The 20,394-nt window shown below is 41.5% G+C and carries 16 protein-coding genes; 3 read left to right on the top strand and 13 right to left on the bottom strand.

The features are described from left to right. Positions 1-15 precede the first annotated feature (15 nt). From addA to E2R31_RS06005, 4 genes are all read right to left on the bottom strand, one after another. Entirely contained in the window at positions 16-3,669 is a 3,654-nt protein-coding gene (addA, locus tag E2R31_RS05990) for a helicase-exonuclease AddAB subunit AddA (protein ID WP_132973402.1), read from the bottom strand. Then, positions 3,666-6,941: an ATP-dependent nuclease subunit B gene (rexB, locus tag E2R31_RS05995; RefSeq protein WP_132973404.1), complete on the bottom strand. Its 3,276-nt coding sequence runs from the start codon at positions 6,939-6,941 to the stop codon at positions 3,666-3,668. The genes addA and rexB overlap by 4 nt, the downstream gene beginning before the upstream one ends. A 106-nt stretch (positions 6,942-7,047) precedes the next feature. Further along, positions 7,048-7,467, bottom strand: coding sequence for an EVE domain-containing protein (locus E2R31_RS06000; RefSeq protein WP_132973406.1), 420 nt, complete (start codon positions 7,465-7,467; stop codon positions 7,048-7,050). Beyond that, the gene (locus E2R31_RS06005; RefSeq protein WP_132973408.1) at positions 7,460-7,921 is read right to left on the bottom strand and encodes a MarR family winged helix-turn-helix transcriptional regulator; all 462 of its coding nucleotides are present in this window, start codon (positions 7,919-7,921) and stop codon (positions 7,460-7,462) included. The genes E2R31_RS06000 and E2R31_RS06005 overlap by 8 nt, the downstream gene beginning before the upstream one ends. A gap of 146 nt (positions 7,922-8,067) precedes the next feature. Between E2R31_RS06005 and E2R31_RS06010 the strand changes: the two genes are divergently transcribed. The 3 genes from E2R31_RS06010 (at position 8,068) to E2R31_RS06020 (ending at position 10,689) form a co-directional block, all read left to right on the top strand. Next, a complete protein-coding gene (locus E2R31_RS06010) occupies positions 8,068-8,877 on the top strand; it encodes a Cof-type HAD-IIB family hydrolase (RefSeq protein ID WP_132973410.1) in 810 nt (269 codons plus the stop codon). 140 nt (positions 8,878-9,017) lie between these two features. Beyond that, the gene (locus tag E2R31_RS06015; protein ID WP_132973412.1) at positions 9,018-9,926 is read left to right on the top strand and encodes an ATP-binding cassette domain-containing protein; all 909 of its coding nucleotides are present in this window, start codon (positions 9,018-9,020) and stop codon (positions 9,924-9,926) included. 10 nt (positions 9,927-9,936) lie between these two features. Continuing rightward, positions 9,937-10,689, top strand: coding sequence for a hypothetical protein (locus E2R31_RS06020; protein ID WP_132973414.1), 753 nt, complete (start codon positions 9,937-9,939; stop codon positions 10,687-10,689). A gap of 38 nt (positions 10,690-10,727) precedes the next feature. Here E2R31_RS06020 and E2R31_RS06025 read toward each other — a convergent pair whose 3' ends face one another. From E2R31_RS06025 to E2R31_RS06065, 9 genes are all read right to left on the bottom strand, one after another. Continuing rightward, positions 10,728-11,606: a sensor histidine kinase gene (locus E2R31_RS06025; RefSeq protein WP_132973416.1), complete on the bottom strand. Its 879-nt coding sequence runs from the start codon at positions 11,604-11,606 to the stop codon at positions 10,728-10,730. After that, positions 11,606-12,304: a response regulator transcription factor gene (locus E2R31_RS06030; protein ID WP_132973418.1), complete on the bottom strand. Its 699-nt coding sequence runs from the start codon at positions 12,302-12,304 to the stop codon at positions 11,606-11,608. Before E2R31_RS06030 ends, E2R31_RS06025 begins: the two co-directional genes overlap by 1 nt. A gap of 106 nt (positions 12,305-12,410) precedes the next feature. Continuing rightward, entirely contained in the window at positions 12,411-13,148 is a 738-nt protein-coding gene (locus E2R31_RS06035) for a TraX family protein (protein ID WP_132973420.1), read from the bottom strand. A gap of 144 nt (positions 13,149-13,292) precedes the next feature. Further along, entirely contained in the window at positions 13,293-14,168 is an 876-nt protein-coding gene (gene aguB, locus E2R31_RS06040; RefSeq protein ID WP_132973422.1) for an N-carbamoylputrescine amidase, read from the bottom strand. Positions 14,169-14,177: 9 nt separating this feature from the next. Beyond that, complete coding sequence (gene aguA / locus E2R31_RS06045; RefSeq protein WP_132973424.1) at positions 14,178-15,263, bottom strand: agmatine deiminase; 1,086 nt, start codon at positions 15,261-15,263, stop codon at positions 14,178-14,180. Beyond that, on the bottom strand, positions 15,260-16,387 hold the full coding sequence (nspC, locus tag E2R31_RS06050) for a carboxynorspermidine decarboxylase (protein WP_132973426.1): 1,128 nt from the start codon (positions 16,385-16,387) through the stop codon (positions 15,260-15,262). The genes aguA and nspC overlap by 4 nt, the downstream gene beginning before the upstream one ends. Further along, positions 16,387-17,646, bottom strand: coding sequence for a saccharopine dehydrogenase family protein (locus tag E2R31_RS06055; protein WP_132973428.1), 1,260 nt, complete (start codon positions 17,644-17,646; stop codon positions 16,387-16,389). Before E2R31_RS06055 ends, nspC begins: the two co-directional genes overlap by 1 nt. Next, positions 17,643-18,503 (bottom strand): polyamine aminopropyltransferase, encoded by an 861-nt coding sequence (gene speE, locus E2R31_RS06060; protein ID WP_000366710.1) that lies wholly within the window; start codon positions 18,501-18,503, stop codon positions 17,643-17,645. The genes E2R31_RS06055 and speE overlap by 4 nt, the downstream gene beginning before the upstream one ends. Next, on the bottom strand, positions 18,504-19,964 hold the full coding sequence (locus tag E2R31_RS06065) for an aminotransferase class I/II-fold pyridoxal phosphate-dependent enzyme (RefSeq protein WP_132973430.1): 1,461 nt from the start codon (positions 19,962-19,964) through the stop codon (positions 18,504-18,506). Positions 19,965-20,394 lie beyond the last annotated feature (430 nt).

Consider the following 20,394-nt stretch of genomic DNA (forward strand, 5'->3'; position numbering starts at 1 on the left):
GGTCTCCTTTCTAGATTATACTTTTACAACTTGAACCTCGTCTTTACCTAGTAAGATCAAGTATTTTTCAATATTTTTAATCGAATAGGCTCGTGATAAAGCTTCTCCGTAGAGGGCTAACTGCCCACGATAGCGGTCTATGAGTTGACTTGGTTGATCATAACGGTCAGTCTTGTAGTCAAAAAGAACGATGCGATCCTCATAAAGCAGATAGCCATCCAAGATCCCACGGACAACGAAGTCTTCCTGACTCTTTTGGTCTCGTTTAAGCATGGAGAAAGGTTGCTCGCGATAGGGATGGCCGGTATTAGCGAGAATTTCCTGACCAAGTGCTGTATCAAAGAATGCGAGAATTTTAGAAAGATTGATCTTGTCTCTAACAGCTGGACTAGTCTGAACTTGTTTGAGTGTTTCTGTCAGGCTAGCAAGTGTTGGTTGCTGACTAAGGTCAATTCTCTGCATAAGTTCATGGGTGGCACTACCAATCTCAGCTCCTGTTACCTTTTCTTTTGTTGAAAAGTCTGGCAAATCGAATCTGATTTGCTTCTCTGATGATTTTGTTTGGTTAGTAATTTCTACCCCTTCCATATCCATAACGGGTTCGTAGAATTTCTTGATTTGGCTTGGGGTTTGAACACTTGGTAGTTCAATGGCTGCACGGTGAAGAGTATTATAAACTTCCACCTCTTTCAGCATTTCCAGAGCTTCTTTGATGGTTTCTGACTGGCGGTTGTCTGCTTGAGAGCTATCTTGTAGAGGGCTCTTGTTTTCCAATTGACCGATAGCTTCTCTGGTCAACTGGTCTTCACCAACAAAACGATAGCTAAAGTTGAGAGTTTCCTTGGCAAATACTTTGGTTATAGCCCAGATCCAATCTTGAAAATTCTTGGCTTGCAGTCTGGTATTACTATCTAATTTTCCGTTATTTGCTACTGGGTATTCCTTGGCTTCTAGCTTTTCACGAGAGCCCTTACCGACAAGATAAAGCTTTCTCTCGGCCCGCGTCATGGCAACATACAGCAAACGCATCTGCTCTGAATAGCTAGCCAGTTGCAATTCCTCTTCATTCTGCGTATAAGTTAGGCTAGGAATGGAGAGTTTGATGTTTTTAGGATAGTGTGCTTCCACTGCTCCTGTTTCCACCTTGGCAATGTATTTGACACCAAGCCCATTTTGACGACTGAGAATGACGTCTGACATCGAATCTTGCTTGTTGAAGTCCTGATCCATGTTGAGGATAAAGACGTAAGGGAACTCCAGCCCTTTGCTCTTGTGAATGGTCATGAGTTCCACGGCATCTTTAGGCGGTGCGACGGCTACGCTTGCGAGATCGTGCTGGGCTTCTAGGACTTGGTCAATCATACGTATAAAACGCGACAAACCCTTGAAATTACTCTTTTCAAACTGGTCTGCTCTCAAAGCTAAGGCATAGAGATTGGCTTGTCTGGCAGGACCGTTAGGCAAGGCTCCAACATAATCATAGTAAAAACGATCGTTATAAATCTTCCAAATCAAGTCATAAAGGGAGTGGGTTTTGGCATATAAGCGCCAAGAATACAAAATATCCATGAATTGGCTTAGTTTTTCCGCTAAAGCTGAATGAATTAACTCTTTCCGCTCAGTTTCCCGTTTTTGAGCATGAAGCAGTTTCTCATAAAGATTCTCTTGGACTTTATCAGCTGCTTTCTGAAGAGACAAGCGTGCTAACTCGTCCTCATCAAAGCTAAACATTGGAGACTTCATAAGCGCAACCAAGGCATAGTCTTGCAGGGGATTGTGAATAACACGAAGAGTGTCTAGCATGACTTGCACTTCTAGAGATTGGAGGTAATTGTTTTGTTCTCCATCTGTTTTTACAGGAATCCCGTACTCAGACAGAGCTAGGAGTATCTGGTCATTACGACTGCGACTGGAAGTCAAAAGGGCAATTTCCTTAAAGGCCACACCTTTCTCTTGATGGAGCTTCAGGATTTCCTTGATGACTAAGCGCATTTCACCTGTGAGTTTCGTATCTGTCTGACCCTCTTCTTCCTCTTGCCCACTGTCGTCCTTATCGTAGAGGAGAAATTCTGCCTTGTTTTCTGAATTAGGAGTTAGTTTGGTATTGGCAAAAACAAGCTGGTGCATGCTGTCATAGTTGATTTCGCCGACTTCTTTGTCCATAAGGCGTGCAAAAACATCATTGGTTGCAGACAGCACTTCTGAACTACTACGGAAATTTTCCTTGAGGAGAATCAACTTGCCTTCTTTAGGATTTTGCGCATAGCGTTGGAATTTTTCATTGAAAATCTGCGGGTCTGCCTGACGGAAACGGTAGATGGACTGCTTGATATCCCCCACCATAAAGCGATTGTGGCCATTAGACAGCAATTCCAGCATCCGTTCTTGAATGTGGTTGGTATCCTGATACTCATCGACCATGACTTCGTGGAATCGTTCCTGATAAGCCTTGCGGACTTGTGGGAAATTCTCTAAAATCTCAATGGTGTAATGGCTGATATCAGCGAATTCAAAGGCATTTTCCTGGCGTTTACGTTCTCGATAAGCCTCCACAAAATCACTCATAAAGGTTTGGAAGGTTTTAGCTAGATTCCAGGTGTCTTCATGATAATGTTCTTGGTAGTCGAGAACCGTTATCTGGTCTGCTAATTGTCCCAGTTTAGCAAACCAGGCCTTTCTTGCTTCGTTGTAGGCATCAGCCAGTGGCTTCAAATCAGCCTTTCGACTAGAGTTAGCAAGAGCCCGACCATTTTTCTCCTTAGAGATAGCGACAACACGTGAAAGAACTTTTTGATAAGCCTGACTATCGGACTCTTGATTTAAGGAGGCAATTTGATCCAGAACCAACTGCACATTTTCTAAATAGGCAGCTTTGGGAAACTCCTTGGCATCATTATCCAGATGATAACGGAAGAAACTTTCCAAGTCCCAAAGCGCCTGTTTGATTTGCTCAGTTAGTTTGTCTTTTTCATTTGCAAAGTCAGCTTCTTCAAACCCTTTGAGAAAAGACTCGTTCAGCCATTTTTGGGGGCTACTGGTGGATTGAAGAAAATCATAGATTTTGTAGACTTGCTGGCGCAGACCTCTTTCATCCTTGCCACGCCCAGCAAAGTTCTTCACCAAACGACTAAATTTCTCTTTATCCTCACCTTGGTAATGGGCTTCAAAGACCTGATGAAAGACTTCGTTTTTGAGGATTAACTGTTCACTTTCATTTTGTAGAATACGGAAATTTGGTGCGATATCAATCAGATAGCCATGTTTACCGAGGAACTTTTGTGTGAAGGAGTCCATAGTTCCGATGGCCGCGTTTGGCAGATCTGCCAACTGACGTCCCAAGTGTTGTTTGAGATCAACATCATCGGTTTCTTGGATTTGTTGGCTGATTTTTTTCTCCAAGCGTTCTTTTAGTTCTGTAGCAGCCTTAACGGTAAAAGTCGAGATAAAGAGTTGGCTGATTTCTACACCACGCGCTAACTGATCCAGAATACGCTCTGCCATGACAAAGGTCTTCCCTGAACCAGCAGACGCTGAAACAAGAATATTTTGCCCTGCCGTATAAATGGCTTCAATTTGCTCGGCAGTTTTCTTTTGTTCCTTGCTCGAACTCGCTTCTGCTTCTTGCAATTTTTGAATTTCTTCCTCAGTCAAAAAGGAAATGGGCTTCATCGATTCAACTCCTCTCTCATTTTTTCAAACCAAGCTTGCTTGAGCTTTTCTCCGACTAGGCGCTTGCCATCAGGTAAGTCTAACTTCTCTAGGAAACGGGCTTGAGCCAAGTGGTAATTAGCTTCAAAACCTGTGATAGCTTGGTGTTGCTGAACGTATGGGGCAATGCTTCTGCCATTTTCGGTATAGGGATTGATGGCGAACTGGCCTTCTAAAATCTTCTCAGCTGCTTTCTTGTAAAGATGGGCATTATAGTCTAGTAAGAGCTGGAACTCCTCATCTGTCAGCTGATTGACCTTGTTTTTGTTGTAAAATTCGCCCAAATGACCACTTTCTTTTTCTAAAAAGAGTCCCTGGTATTTCATTGACTTGCTGGCTTCTGCTACTGCTCCAGCCAAACTTTTAACAGCTAATAAAGATTGGACAGGTTCAGCCATTTCCAAGTACGTAGCACCGAAAAAGTTCTGCTCCCCTTTACTTTTTAGGGCAGCAAGATAGGTTGGCAACTGGGAATTAAGCCCATTGAAGAAATGAGGAAACTGGAACTGAGTCAGACTAGACTTGTAGTCCACCACTCCTAGCGCACCATCTGCTTTCAGGCGATCAATACGGTCAACCTTGCCTCGAACATGAACACTGCGACCATTATCCAATTGAATAAATGCCTGATCCTTGCCACCAAATGTTGCTTCCTCTTGGATGGTTTCAATGGCTGGGTTATGACGAAGGATGTGGCCCGTAGTTCGCGCAACATCAAGTAGAACTTCCTTGGTAAACTGGGCTTCCAAACTTTCCTGATAAATAGCCTCAAATTCGCGTTCTTGGCTGGTTTCCTTAATAGCTTGCTCCAGACGTTGATCAAACGGATTTTCAGCAGGCAGTTTCAAGGCACGTTCAAAAATACGGTGTAAGAAATTTCCGTGACTGCGAGCATCTGGACGAAGGCGCAATTCTTCCTGCAAACCTAAGACATAACGGAGGAAATAACTGTATTGGTTACGGTAAAACTCCGTTAAACCAGACGTAGACAGGTAAAACTCCTTGTCAGCTGGATAGAGAGCCTGCAAGGTTTCCCTAGCTAAAGGCTTGCTGCTTGGACTAGTTGGGATAGCTGGATTTGTAAGACCTTTTTGATCAAGTTTTTTCCCCATGACACGCGCTAGAACCTTGACAAAGGTCAAATCTTGCTCATTTTCACTAGAATTCGCTTGCTGATGATAAGCAACCAGACTAGACAAGAGACTGTGATAAGAACCCATATCATCCTTAGACAGACTTTTTTGATGAATCTTCTTCTCTATCCGGCTAAATCCAAAACTAACCAGTTCATGAAGATAGGCAGATTCCTTGCTCTCATTTTCATTGAGAAGACTTGGTGCTGACAACACCAACTGTTTACGGGCAGCATTAACTAAGGAAAGCATGGTATAGCGATTTTTCTTGAGGTTTTCACTGCTTGCAATCAGTAATTGCGCTCCCTCTTCAGTAGCTTGGTTTAGACTTTGTCTTTCTTCGTCTGTCAAAAGGCTAGTATTTTGCGCGATTTTTGGTAAATGATCCTGAGTGAGTCCAATGGCATAGACAAAGTTAGCAGTCAGTGGTGCAATCAAATCGTAACTCTGCACCAGAACAGTGTCCACTGTCGCTGGAATAGTGCGATACTGAGATAAACTCATCCCTGAGTGGAGCAAGGCTAGGAAGTCCTCCAGACTAACTTGTGAACCATCAAAAACTGTCGCAAATTGTTCTAAAACATGACAAAAGGCTTTCCAAACTTCAGCTTGTCTTTCCTGTTCTAGAGCTTCCATAGTAGCTGTCAAGTCTTGCATCTGCTTGCTTAAGGCAGCATTTTTTAGAAAAGTATTCCACTTTTGCAAGAGATTTTCAGCCTTTTGTTTTCGACTGGTAAATAAGGTTTCAAGTGGCGCTAAAACTCGCAGACGAATGGCGTTCAAACGCTCCAAATCAAACTTTCCATGGTGGGATTTAGTGAAGGTTTGCTGAAAAGCTGGCAAGCCATTGATGCCAAGATAGCGAAGATATTGCTCAAAAGCATCGATATCCGCTTGGCTAAGGTCAGTATACAAGCCTGTTCTGAGAAGATTAATCAAATCCTCCTGACGGAAACGGTAGCGTTTTAAATGCAAAATAGACTCCACATACTGGGTCAAGGGATGATGGGCCATGGATTCGCTTTTACCAAGATAGAATGGAATCTGGTACTGGTCAAAAATAGTCTTTAAGGACAACTGATAAGAAGCCACATCTCCTAACAGAATTCGGAAATGTTTGTAACTCAGTTCTGGATTGTCATGTAATTTCTGACGAATGCTACGGGCTACCAACTCCAACTCCTCTTTTTGCGTCAAGCAAGACCAGATTTGCAGATTCTCACGGTCATTCTCATCAACATCCAAAGTGAGTTCTGAAAAGTCATAAGAAGACTCCAGCAAACGAGAGGCCTTGTCAAAGCTATCCATCTTCTCATGAGTCTGAGAACGATTCTGAGCAGGTGTTTGATATTTTGCCCCCAAATGATGAAGAAATTCCACACTGGCTTGGTAGAGATTCCCTTCAGTGAAAGGACTGGTATAAGCCTTTTTACTTGCATAAGCACCAAGGACAATATCGGCACCTTTGCGATGGAGCAGATCCACCACATGCTCCTCCTCGGCAGAAAAACGGGTAAAACCGTCAATGACCAAGGCAAGCTGACTGAAATCACTACTTACCTTGTCATTCTCAATAGCCTCAACCAAATGGGTCAACTGACTTCCCTGAGCCAACTGATTTTGATTGAGATAAGCAGTTACTTTCTCAAAAATCAAGAGTAAATCCGCTCGCTTATCTTCATCTGTTAAACTTTCCATGTCTAAAAAGTTCATTTGAGCAGTCGTCATCTCATGATAAAGTTCAATCAACTGCTGGATAAATTGAGCATCCTGCTTAATTGCACCATAAACACGTAAGTCCTTGGGATCGAGTTCCGCAAGGCACTTATAAAAGGCCATACCAAGACCGATGTCATCTAGACTCGTCTTAGTTGGCAAATCATTCAAGAACAGGTAACGAGCCATCTGAGCAAAACGCGTGACGGTAATCGCAAAAGAAGCCTGCTGGGACAAGCATTCCAGCACGGCGCGTTCCTTTTCAAATGAAAGAGAGTTGGGTGCGATGTAGAAAACACGCTTGCCTGCAGCAACTAGCTCTTCTGCCTCTCTGGTTAGAATTTCAGTCAAAGAAGTCCGAATATCAGTATAAAGTAATTTCATCTCAGCCTCGTTTGGTTTATCAAAGTTTCTTACTCTATTATAGCAAAGTTCGCTTCACAGTCCAAATCCAAAATTCTAGTTGACAATCATTTAACTAGCAAATCAATCAAGCTTCATCTTCCACTTTCATATGATGAAAGATATAGAGGAAAAAGTCTTTGGAAACTTCAAAATGTCCATAACGAAGTCGAGAAGTATAGTCTCTCCATTCAGGGTGTTGTCTGGCTATTTCTATGGAGCAATCTTTGACCAGTAGATAATACTCGACATTTCGTCTAAAGGGAAAGAATCCTTCAAATTGCTCTACTTGATAGGCTTTGTCATCTATAATTTTACCTACGGCCACAAAAGCCTGTAACTTATCTTGACCATTCATATCGTATTTTGGACTATAGTATAAAAGATAGTCACCTTTTTTCATACGATTTAAGGGACCGCCCTTTCCATGACAGACCTGACAAAAATTTCCTTCAACTCCTCTCAAAACATGATTCTTCGAAACAACTCCGACCCAATATCTAGGCATTTTTCTCCTCCAACTCTGCTAACATGCGATTAAAACTTTCTCTATCGTTAGAAAGTTTTTCAAAAAATTCCTCATCAACCCCTTCTACTAAGGGTAAAGCTTGATTGACCTTCTCCGCACCAGACTTCGTCACTGAGACCAGTTTTGCCCGACTATCCTTTGGATGTTGATCACGTTTAATGTAGTCTTTCTTCTCCAGTAGCCTAACAATCTGGGAAACCGTCATGACATCCATACCAGTGAACCGAGCAATATCAACTTGCGTTAGATATTCCTCTCTATTAGACAGAAACAAAAGCGAAGTCAAAACGATAAATTGAGGCAGAGTAAGACCAACCGATTTTAAAACTCTTTTTAAGTTGCTTTCCCACTTGTTGTAAACTTTGATGAAAAGAAGACCTGTAGACTCTGTTTCATCATTTTTGTAAATTGAATTAAAGTGATACTTTGACATTATTTCTCCTAAAATATTAAGTATACATATTATATAAGAATTTACTTTGTTTTTCAAGAAAAGGAAAGCTGAATTTTACAATTCTGTCAGACATTTCATAGTCTATATGCTATAATAAAAGCAAAACACCTAGAAAAGGAAGTCTTATGATTAAACTACTAGCCTTGGATATGGACGGAACCCTCCTCAATGAAGCCAAGGAAATCCCACAAACCCACATCACTGCTATTCATCAAGCTATTGAAAAAGGTGTCAAACTGGTTCTCTGTACAGGTCGCCCGCTTTTCGGTGTCCTTCCCTACTATAAAAAACTAGGACTGGACCTCCAGAATGAGTACGTCATTGTCAATAATGGTTGTTCAACCCACCAGACCAGTGACTGGGGTCTAGTTGACTGGCAAGAACTCAGTCCAGCTGACATTGAATACCTCTATGACTTAGCAGAAAAAAGCGACGTCCAGTTAACTCTTTTTGATGAGAAACATTATTTTGTCCTCGGTGGCAAGCCAAATGAAATTGTTCAAAATGATGCCAAGCTAGTCTTTTCAGACCTGACTGAAATCTCCCTTGAGGAAGCGACCAGTGGCAAATATCGGATGTTCCAAGGTATGTTTTTAGGAACAAAAGAGCAAACAGATGATTTTGAGCAGCGGTTTGCTGAGGAACTCTGCAAACGATTCAGTGGAGTTCGTTCGCAGCCTGTTATTTATGAAGCTATGCCACTTGGAACAACAAAGGCTACTGCTCTTTCTCGACTAGCAGCGATTTTGAAGATCGAACCCTCAGAAATTATGGCCATGGGCGATGCAAATAACGATATCGAAATGCTTCAGTTTGCAGGACTTGGCATTGCTATGGGAAATGCCAGCGATTATGTCAAATCCCTTGCTAATGACGTTACAGCCAGCAACGAAGAAGACGGCGTTGCGCGTGCGATTGAGAAGTATATTTTATAGTAAAAAAGCCCAGTCATATCAACTGGGTTTTGTTTTTTTAAGAATCACAAAACTTTAGAAACTCTTTAGAATTACTTGAACTTTCTTTGATTTCTATACCTTATACTAAAGTTAGTAAAACAAATCAAAAGGAGAAAATCATGAAAACAGTACTCGAAATTCATGGACTGACCAAACAATTCGGCCAACAAGCTATTCTTCAAGATTTTAGTCTAACCATAAAAGAGGGAGATATTTATGGTCTAATTGGAAAAAATGGAGCAGGTAAAACTACTCTTATTAAAATCATTACACAATTATTGTTTGCGGACAAAGGTACAGTTTCCCTCTTTTCCAGCCAAGAACAAAATGAGTGGACCAAAGCTCTATCTCGAGTAGGTTCAGTTATAGAATCGCCTGTAGCCCATAATCACTTAACAGCATACCAGAATCTGAAATATTATTGTATGATACGTCATATTCCAAATGCTGATAAGGTGATTCAAGAAACACTGGATTATGTAGGTTTGTCAGATACAGGTAAAAAAGTCTTTCGTGATTTCTCGCTAGGAATGAAACAAAGGCTTGGCATCGCCATTGCCCTTCTATCCAAACCTGACTTCCTGATTCTTGATGAACCCATTAACGGCCTCGACCCAATTGGAATCAAAGAATTTCGTCTCATGATCCAGCGCCTCAATCAAGAAAAAGGCATAACTATCCTCATCTCTAGCCATATCTTATCAGAACTCTATCTCTTAGCTAATCGCTTTGGTATTCTAGATCAAGGTAAGATTATCCGTGAAATCAGTAAAGCCGAGTTTGAAACACTGAGTGAGGATTATATTGTGCTTAAAACAAGCGATAAAGAAAGAGCTTGTCAGGTATTGAAAGAACAAATCCAACTCCAGTTTAAGGTTGTCAATCCTGAAAATGAAATCCATATCTTTGGTAATGAACAAGATGTCAAACAGATTCTTAAGGAATTAACATTAGCAGATGTAGCCATTGACGAGATTTACCATGCCCGTCAAAACCTAGAAGAATACTTCACACAATTGGTAGAATAGGAGAAAAATCATGATACATACCATTCAAGCAGATTTTTACCGTCTTTTCCGCTCCAAAGGATTCTGGATTACAGAATTCATTCTCTTTGTACTCTTGCTAATGGGTGCCACTATCGGGGCTACAGGACATTTAATGTCAGTTCAGACAACACCTCCAGAGACTCGAACCCATGGTTGGAATGGGATAGAAGCTCTTATCAATGCGTCTAGCAATGATTCAAACCTCGTTTTTCTCTGCATTATTCTAGTGTGTTTAGTTCTTGGGGTTGATCTAATCGGTAAGCTTTATAAAAATAGTTTGACAGTTGGCGTTTCTCGTACAGAGTTTTTCCTTGCTAAATCCTTTGTTCTAGCAAGTATCGCTCTCTTACAACTCATCGCCAGCCTTGTGATTGCTTTTGTTCCCTCAACTCTACTAAACGGACTTGGTACGATACCTGATGGTTTTGTTACTAATCTCCTCTTAATGATTTTCCTTCAATTTCTCTGCCTTCTCGCTTGGCTTTCGATTATTTCCTTTATTCTCTACCTGACTCATTCTTATCTTGCCGTATTTATTGGTTATCTGATTAGCTCTATCATCCTTTCTATGCCAATGTTTATTTTCCCAGACATTGAAATTCTACGATATTTAAACTTAAATTTTGCCTATGCTATGACTAGTAATAGTCAAGCTATTCTCTATACCATCACGGTTTGCGTAACAGTCATACTTTTCTTCTCTTTCAGTGGACTGACTATTTTCAAGAAGAAAAGCTTATAAAAAGGACCTCCTCTAGGATATAGAGGAGGTTTCTTCTGTTAAAGATAAATAAAGACTGAAAACCATCCTCCATCAGTGGCTAGCTTCATATCCGCTCCAAGAAGATGAACTAATTCCTCAGTAATATAGAGACCTAAACCAGAGGATTCTTCGGTATCTGACATATTTTCAGAATAAAAACGATTGCTGAGATTGTCTATATTCTTGATAGGTTTTTTTACAAGATTATCAATTTCCAAAACAAGCCTATTTTTTTCCTTTTTCAAAGAAAGTCGAGCCTCCTCCTTGCCGTGCTTGAGAACATTTCCAAGGAGGTTTTGTATAATTCGATCAAGCAAGTCCTCATCAGTCGTCGTTTTCAATCCTGATTCAACGTTAAAATCAAGAACAATATGTGAAGATTGAAAAACGTCGTAATAAGCTAAAGTCTTTTTCGTTATAAAAGTTGATAAATCAAGTTCTTCCAGTTTCGGTTTGACTGCTCCTTCCATCAAATGACGGTATTCGAGGAGAGCCTCCAACCGTTTGGAAACCAAATCCTGATGATGGGCTATTTTATTTAAGGTTTCTGAACTATTATCGGGGTGTTTTATTAGTTGCTGGGTATATCCTGAAGCGATTGTTAAAGGTGTCCGAATATCATGAGCAATGTTACTGATTGCCATATCTAGGGTGCGTTTTTCACGCTTCATGATTAGCTCGTTTTGCTCCACTTCTTGAAATAGATTCTCTATTTGGTTATGTAGACGCAAAATGGTATTTGAAAAGAAATTTACACCAATCCTCTTCATGCTACCAGAGCGAATCTTTTCTTCCATTTGTCTGCTTAAATCTCTAATTGCTATATGATAGCGAATCAAAGAAATCGCCAAAATAATGTTAGTAAGGAGTAATATTGATATCAAAATGTAATTCATTATTTGTCTCCTTTTAATCGAACACCAACTCCCCAAATGGTTTCGATGTACTCATGATTTGGATCCAGTTGATGCAGTTTTTTACGGAGATTGCTTAGATGGGTGTTGAGCGTATTGTCTCCAGGCAGGTAACTTTCTTCCCAAATCAATTCATAGAGTTCTTCCTTTGTGAAGATCTTTTTAGGATACTGGAGCAACATTTGAAGAATCTGGCACTCTTTCTTTGCAAGGCGAATGGTTTCAGTTGCGTTACTTATTTCAAAACTATCCGCATCAAACTGGATATTTTTAAAGTTTTGTACGAAGTTATCAATTTCTCTTCGATCTCCTGACTGATGTTCACCACTTTGGCGTAATTGCACGGTGACTCTGGCAAAGACTTCGTCCAAATCAAAAGGTTTTACTACATAATCATTGGCACCATCTAAGAGATATTGGCTGATGAGCTTTTTATCACCTAAAGCAGTAAGCATGATGACCGGAGTCTGACTAGTTTGTCGAATAGCTTGCAAGACTTGGTCGCCATTTTTCCCAGGGAGCATGATATCTAGCAAGACGAGATCGATGCCACCTTTGTCAAATTGCATTATACCTTCTGTCCCAGAAAATGCTTGAATCACCTCGTGTTCCTCTGCAAGAAGTGTTCTTAAAATTTCCTGAATTTCATTATTATCTTCAACTACAAGTATGCTCGCCATAAACCTCATCCTTTCTAAAACTATTATAACATGTTTTGTTGGGAATTCCAGATACAGAAAAGCTCCTCTAACATTTTAAGCAAGAAGGAGCTAATGAATATTGAATCTACTTAACCAAATAAGCAATCAAGGCTATAATCCATAAATGGGCTGGGTAGAAAATATAAAAGAAATATTTACTCCAACTGGTTTCTTTTCCTCGCTGTCCATTATACAAGGCCATAAAAGGAAAGACGGTGATAAAGAGCCAGTCAGAATTGAAAAGCATCATTTCCAAGGTTTGGTACCAAGTATCATAGGTATGGATAGAAGTCAATAATAGGAAGGCCCAAAGGAGAGTATAGAGGAGATTTCGCAATCCCTTGCGATTCCGACAAGAGTAACTAATCAAGAGAAATGGAAGCATAGTGATACCACCCTCAGTAAAAAGACAACCGAAAATCAAGAGAACAGCAACCCCAATCCGACGCCACAACTTCTCTTTTTTATCCAGCTCTTTTCTGGGAAAACCAATCCAAAGCATGGTAACACCGATGGCCAAAGTAAAGAAAATATTATTAGTAACCATTACACCCTTAGAGGAAAATAGGGTATTGAGTAGGCTATTTCCAGCAAACATAATAAGAGCCCAACTCCAGAGACGGATGAGGTAGTTTTTCAAATTTCGAGTATGGATAAATCCTTCCATAGCCATATAGGCAAACCAAACTCCCACACAACGGGTCAAGGCGTGAAAGATACCTTCCCACAAAGGAGAAACGATTCCGGTAATATGCGGAATATGGTCTAGAACCATTACTGCCGCCATCAGATACTTCAACTGTGTCGCATTCCATTTTTTCATAATAAACCTCTTTCTTTTTGATCTACATAGAGTATAGCATACATTTCTACGCATAATCGTACACCCATCTTACATTTAAAAAGCCTATCTTACATTTTTGTAAGACAGGCGTGAATATCAAAAATTTATTATGAAATTTATCTTCTAGTCGGTAATCCGTTGGTACATTTCGGATCTCCTATCTCGAAACAGTCCCCAGTTTAGGCGCTCGCCTGCTCCCTTGTCCAGGTCATAAGTGGCTAACAGAACAGCTTCTCCTTGTCTTTCAGCTCTCTCTAGAATAGCTCCTGTTTCATCCGTCATAAAGGAGGAACCGTAGAAGTCAAGACTGGAACTCTGTCCGCCATTTTCCTCACTAGGAGTGACTTCCTCCAAACCATAACGATTAGCTGCAATGACCGGAACAATATTAGCTGCTGCGTGCCCTTGCATAGTACGTTGCCAGTGACCACAACTATCTGTATCCAAAATCGGTTCTGAACCGATAGCTGTTGGGTAAAAGAGTAATTCTGCCCCATTCAACGCAAGACAGCGCGCTGTTTCGGGGAACCATTGATCCCAACAGATACCGATCCCAATTTTAGCGTAGCGAGTATCCCAGACCTTGAAACCAGTGTTGCCAGGCGTAAAATAAAATTTTTCTTGATAATAATGATCATCTGGTATGTGGGTCTTCCGATAAACACCCAGCACTTCACCATCTGCATCAATGACGGCAATAGAGTTATACAAGACATTGCCATCTTTTTCGTAGAAACTAATGGGTAGAACAACTTCTAGTTCCTTAGCAATCACTTTAAAATGCTGGATGGCGGTATTTTCTGTCACTGACTGGGCATACTGGTAGTAGTCATATTGGCGTTCCTGACAGAAATAGGGACGTTCAAACAACTCGGGTAAGAGAATGATTTGTGCGCCTTGTTCTGCAGCCTGACGTACTAGACGTTCCGCTGTTTGGATATTTGTCGCCACATCCTTGGCGCATTGCATCTGGATCGCTGCAACTTTAACATTTCTCATCTTTTTCTCCTATTCTGGGATTTGTTGGGTGATACAGTGAATATTGCCACCACCTAAGAGAATATCTCTGGCTGGAATTCCTACGACCTTACGGTCTGGGAAACACTTGCTGAGGATATCTAGGGCCACTTGGTCGTTTACATCCTCAAACTGGGGCACTAAGACAGCCTTGTTGGCAATATAAAAATTGACATAGGAAGCTGCAAGACGTTCACCTGCATAACGCTCTTCTTCCCCTTCTTCATAGGTATAGCCTGGTAAATCTTCTTTAGTGACAACTTGACGAATAGCTGGGATAGGAAGCTTATGAATGGTGAAGTGACGCCCTTTTGCATCTGTTTCTTGCTCTAAGAGCTCTAAATCAGCTACTGACATGGCATATTGGGGATCATTTTGGTCATCTGTCCAAGCCAAGACAATCTCTGCAGGACCAACGAAAGCGGCAACATTGTCAACATGTTCATTGGTTTCGTCCTGATAAATACCATAAGGAAGCCAGATAACTTTTTCAGCGCCAAGGCTCTCTAATAAGGTGTTTTCAATTTGCGCTTTAGACAGGTGGGGATTGCGACCAGCGCTTAGTAGGCAACTTTCAGTCACAAGAATGGTTCCTTGACCATCGCTATGGATTGCTCCGCCTTCCAGTACAAAAGGTTTGGCATCGTAAACAGGCATTTCCAAGGCCTCAGCAAAACGACTAGCTACTTGGTTATCCTCTTCATAATCTTGATAAAGACCATCTACAGCTCCACCCCAGGCATTGAAAGACCAATCGACTGCCACCTTGTCTCTTTTATCATTGACGAGAATAGTCGGCCCAGTATCACGCGCCCAGGCATCATTAGTAGGAATATCTAAATAAACAACCTTGTCTCCAAGATAGGATTGAGCTTCGGATAGATGGTCCTGCTCCACCAAAAGATAGACTCTTTCCCCTTCTGCTATGGTCTTGATAATCTGAGTAAATGCTCTTTTAGCAGCCTTTCCTTGGAAGGGCCATGAACCTGGTCGAGTTGGCCAGATCATGAGGGTGCCTTGATGGGGTTCATACTCTGCTGGCATACGATAGCCTAATTTCTTTGGACTGTCCATCATGATAATCTCCCTTTAAAATCTTGATAGCCAAAGGATTTGACTAAGCTACAGTCTCCCTGTTCGTCCATAAGATAGAGACTTGGCAATCCAATACCATTAAAGGTATTATTTTTAACAAAGGAGTAGATTGCCATGTCTTCGAAATAAAGCCTATCACCGATTTGGACTGGATTTCCAAAGCTATAATCTCCAATCACATCACCCGTCAGGCAGGTATTAGAAGAAAGTCTATAGGTATGGGCTTTTTCTCGCGCCTCAAAGCCGTTTCTCAAAGGTGGTCGATAGGGCATCTCAAGTACGTCAGGCATATGGCAGGTCGCGGAGGCATCTAAAACCAAAATATCCATACCGTTTTCGACAATGTCCAATACTTCAGTTGCTAGATAACCCGCATTGAGAGCAATAGCTTCTCCCGGCTCGATATAGACTTCAAGATTGTAAGTTTCTTGGATACGCTTGATTTCAGAAATTAGCAAATCCACATCATAGTCTTCTCTAGTGATGTGGTGTCCACCACCCATATTGAGCCATTTGACCTCATGTAAATAAGGACCAAACTGCGCTTCGACTGCTTTCAAGGTTGTCTCTAAATCATCTGCCCCCTGCTCGCAAAGGGTATGAAAATGAAGACCATCCACCAAGTCCAGCAAATCACTAGGAATCTTGTCTATAGTGACTCCAAAACGGGATCCAGGTACACAAGGATCATAGAGCGCGTGATCACCTTGGGTAGAACATTGAGGGTTGAGGCGCAAACCGACACTGATACCAGCCTCTCGGCAACGAGGACCATGTTTACGCAACTGTCTCTCTGAGTTAAAGACGATATGGTCCGTTATCTCCAGCAATTCCTCCAAGTCTGCATCCTTGAAAGCAGGTGCAAATACATGGACTTCCCCCGGAAACTCTTCTCTAGCTAGCTTAGCCTCATAGAGACCACTAGCCGTCGTACCTGACAGATACTGGCTAATCATGGGGTAGGTTTTGTAGAGAGAATAAGCCTTCTGGGCCAGTAAAACCTTGCAGCCCGCTTCTTCCTGAACATATTGTAGAATGCGACAGTTTGCTTCTAACTTGGCCAAATCAATGACGTAAGCTGGTGTGGGTACTTGTTCTAACTTCATTAGTCCACCATTTGCGGATTTTCTACCACAACCCAAGGCAAACCGTATTTATTCAAAGCTTCCATAAATGGATCTGGATCCAATTCTTCAAGGTTATAGACTCCAGGTTGTTTCCAAGTTCCATTCATCACTAATTTAGTCCCAATCATGGCTGGAACACCAGTCGTGTAAGAAATTGCTTGTGAACCAACTTCTGCGTAACATTCCTGATGATCACAAACATTGTAGATATAGATGGTCTTTTCAACACCGTCTTTGACACCTGTAAAGATACAGCCGATATTGGTTTTTCCAACTGTACGTGGGCCAAGGCTGGCAGGATCTGGAAGCAAGGCTTTTAAGAATTGGATTGGTACAATTTCTTGTCCGTTAAAGTTAATAGCATCCGTACGAAGGAGACCAACGTTTTCCAAGCATTTCATATGCGTTAGATAAGATTGACCAAAAGTCATAAAGAAACGAATCCGTTTGACTCCAGGAATATTCTTGGCCAATGATTCAATTTCTTCATGGTGAAGGAGATACATGTCTTTTTGACCAACTTGAGGGAAATCATACTCACGCTTGATTGACATGGCTTCAACTTCGACCCATTTTCCATCTTCCCAGTAAGAACCCGGCGCAGAAACCTCGCGGAGATTGATTTCTGGGTTAAAGTTTGTTGCAAATGGATAACCGTGGTCACCACCATTACAGTCTAGAATGTCGATATAGTGGATTTCATCAAAATAGTGTTTGAGGGCATATGCTGAAAAGACGCTGGTTACTCCTGGGTCAAAACCAGATCCAAGCAGAGCGGTTAAGCCTGCTTCTTTGAATTTCTCCTGATAAGCCCATTGCCATGAGTAGTCAAAGTAAGCTGTAAAACCAAGTTCCTTGCAACGTTTTTCATAAATGGCGCGCCATTCTGGGTCTTCTGTATCTTCAGCCTCATAGTTGGCAGTATCGATATAGTGGACACCTGTCGCCAAACAAGCATCCATGATGGTTAAATCTTGATATGGGAGTGCTACATTCAAAACGGCTTCTGGCTTGTAGCTTTCAATCAAGGCAATCACTTCTTCAACCTTGTCAGCATCAAGAGCAGCAGTTTCAATTTTTGTACTTGTTTTGCCTTCCAGTTTAGCCTTCAAGTCATCACATTTTGACTTGGTACGGCTAGCAATCATAATTTCTGTAAAGGTTTCGCTATCTTGGCAAATCTTTGAAATAGCAACTTGGGCAACGCCCCCACATCCGATAACTAGTAAACGACTCATTTTTTTCCTTCCTCTTCTTCTAAAATGTCCTCAACATACTTGGGCAACATAAAGGCTCCCACGTGTAAGTTTGCAGTATAGTATTCCGTGAAAAGCTGGCGTTTTTTCCAACCTTCCTTGTCAAAATCTTTGATAGGGTGGTATTTTTTCGATGCAAATCCAAACAACCAATAGCCAGCTGGACTGGTTGGGATATGCGCCTGATAGACCCGGCTGATTGGAAAGGCTTGATTGACCTTGCGGTGCATGCTTCGGCAAGCTGACTCATCCTCGTCAAAGAAGGGACTCCCATGCTGATAAATCATGATACCGTCTTCTTTGAGAGCTCTGTAACTGTTTCCGTAAAATTCCTTGGTAAAGAGCCCTTCCGTATGTCCAAATGGATCTGTCGCATCGTTGATGATAATATCGTAATCATCCTCACAGTTTCTCAAAAATCGCAGTCCATTTTGGTAGTAAATGGTGACACGAGGGTCATCAAGCCCTGCAGCAAAGTCTGGGAAATACTCACGACAAACCTCTACCAACATTTCATCAGGTTCTACAATATCGATTTGCTCCAGTTCAGGATAGAGTGTTAATACTTGAGCAACACCGCCGTCGCCACCTCCAATAACCAAGACTTTCTTGGGATTTGGGTGGACAGCCATGGGAACGTGTACGGTCATTTCATTGTAAACAAAATCATCTGCATCTGAAAACAAGACATGGCCATTTAAGATTAATATTTTCCCAAAAGCTGGCGTATCTAATACTTCGATATCCTGCCATTCACTTTTTCCAGCGTAGAGTTGCTTGGCTGTTCTCAGGGACAATTTCACATCTGGAGTATGAACTTCAGAAAACCATAAATCCATCTAGTTCTCCTTTCTCTCAATAACATTAATGTGATTGACCTCTGGATCTTCCGTCCCTTGGAGGGAACAACCACGTTCTTTGGCAAATTGGATATAATCCACAATCTCTCGTGTAATGCGTTCACCTGGTGCTAGGATTGGAATTCCTGGAGGATAACACATGACAAATTCCCCACAGACTTGTCCAACAGAATCATCCAAGGTTAAACTTTTTCTTTCTGAATAGAAGGCTTCTTGTGGAGACAGCACTAACTCTGGTTGGATATATTCTCCAGCAATCAAGTCCTTCCCATCTCTCGAGTAAAGTCTCTTGATATCAGCTAAAGCACCAACCAGACGCTCAATGTCTTGGATGCGGTCACCAATTGAAATATAGGCCAAGATATTGCCAATATCCCCAAACTCGATCTGAATATCGTATTCATCTCGCAAGAGATCATAAACCTCGATACCTGTTAGCCCAATACCCTGAGTGTAAACGGACAGCTTGGTTACATCAAAATCACAGACCGACACACCGTCTATTAACTCTTTTGAGTAAGCATAGTAACCACCGATAGCATTGATTTCACGACGAGCGTACTCGGATAGCTCAATGACTTTCTCAAAAGACTCTTTGCCACGAAGGGCTAAGTTACGACGTGAAATATCCAGACTAGCCATCAACAAGTAAGATGCTGATGTTGACTGGGTCAGGTTGATAATCTGACGAACGTACTCAGGATTCATCTGCTCCCCGATAAGCAGGATGGAGCTCTGGGTCAAACTCCCACCAGACTTATGCATAGAGACCGCCGCCATATCAGCTCCAGCATCCATAGCAGATAGTGGCAATTTATCTGTAAAATGCAAATGCGCTCCATGGGCTTCATCTACTAAAACCATCATGCCAGCTTCGTGAGCCATTTCCGTTAAACCCTTGAGGTCTGAACAAATCCCATAGTAAGTAGGATTGTTGATTAGGATAGCTTTAGCATCTGGATGTTCCTTAATGGCCTGTGCAACACGGTCATTTTCAAGACCTAAAGCGATGCCGATTTTAGGATCTACACTCATCTCGATATAGATTGGAATGGCACCACATAGAACCAGCGCATTGATGGCAGATTTATGGACATTTCTCGGTAGAATAATCTTATCTCCTGCCTTACAGGTGGAAAGAATCATAGTCTGCACCGATGAAGTTGTTCCCCCAATCATGAGAAAGGCATGGGCTGCACCAAAAGCATCTGCAGCCAATTCCTCTGCATCTCGAATAATCGAAATGGGATGGCCTAGATTATCCAAGGGTTTCATCGAATTGACATCGATGCCAACGCATTTTTCTCCTAACAGTTCGACAAGTTCCGGATTTCCTCGTCCACGCTTGTGACCTGGCACATCAAAGGGAACAATCCTTTTCTTGCGTAGCTTGACCAAGGCCTCATAAATTGGGGCTTGGTTTTGATCTAACTTCTTCAAGACATACTCCTTTACCATATTTTTAGCACCTCAAGAAGATAAAGGCGACTAAAGGTTGACTTATGAAAAAAGAGCAGGTTTTCACCTGCTCTGCAATCTTCTGACGTGTGTATTTTGGTTTCTGTTGAGTATGTCTGTTCCTGATGTTTCCTAACTCTCTAGTAGCAAATATTACGTACTTTATTGATCGTTTCACAAGATGACGTGTGCTTTCACCACACTAAAATTTATGAATTAGGACAAGCGTCCTAACATCAACTTATAAAAGTAGGCTTTTAACCCTATCAATAATGTGGCTTTTTAACCACGCTTCGGCATTCAACCCTGCCTGTCCGTAGGCATTTTTTACTCGGGTTTATATTTGCTAGAAAACATCATCTCATTTTCTAAGCCTTATAACTATACCATGTTTATAAGAGCTTGTAAAGGA

Origin of the sequence: Streptococcus downii, from assembly GCF_004353325.1 — a bacterium.
Classification (GTDB): domain Bacteria; phylum Bacillota; class Bacilli; order Lactobacillales; family Streptococcaceae; genus Streptococcus; species Streptococcus downii.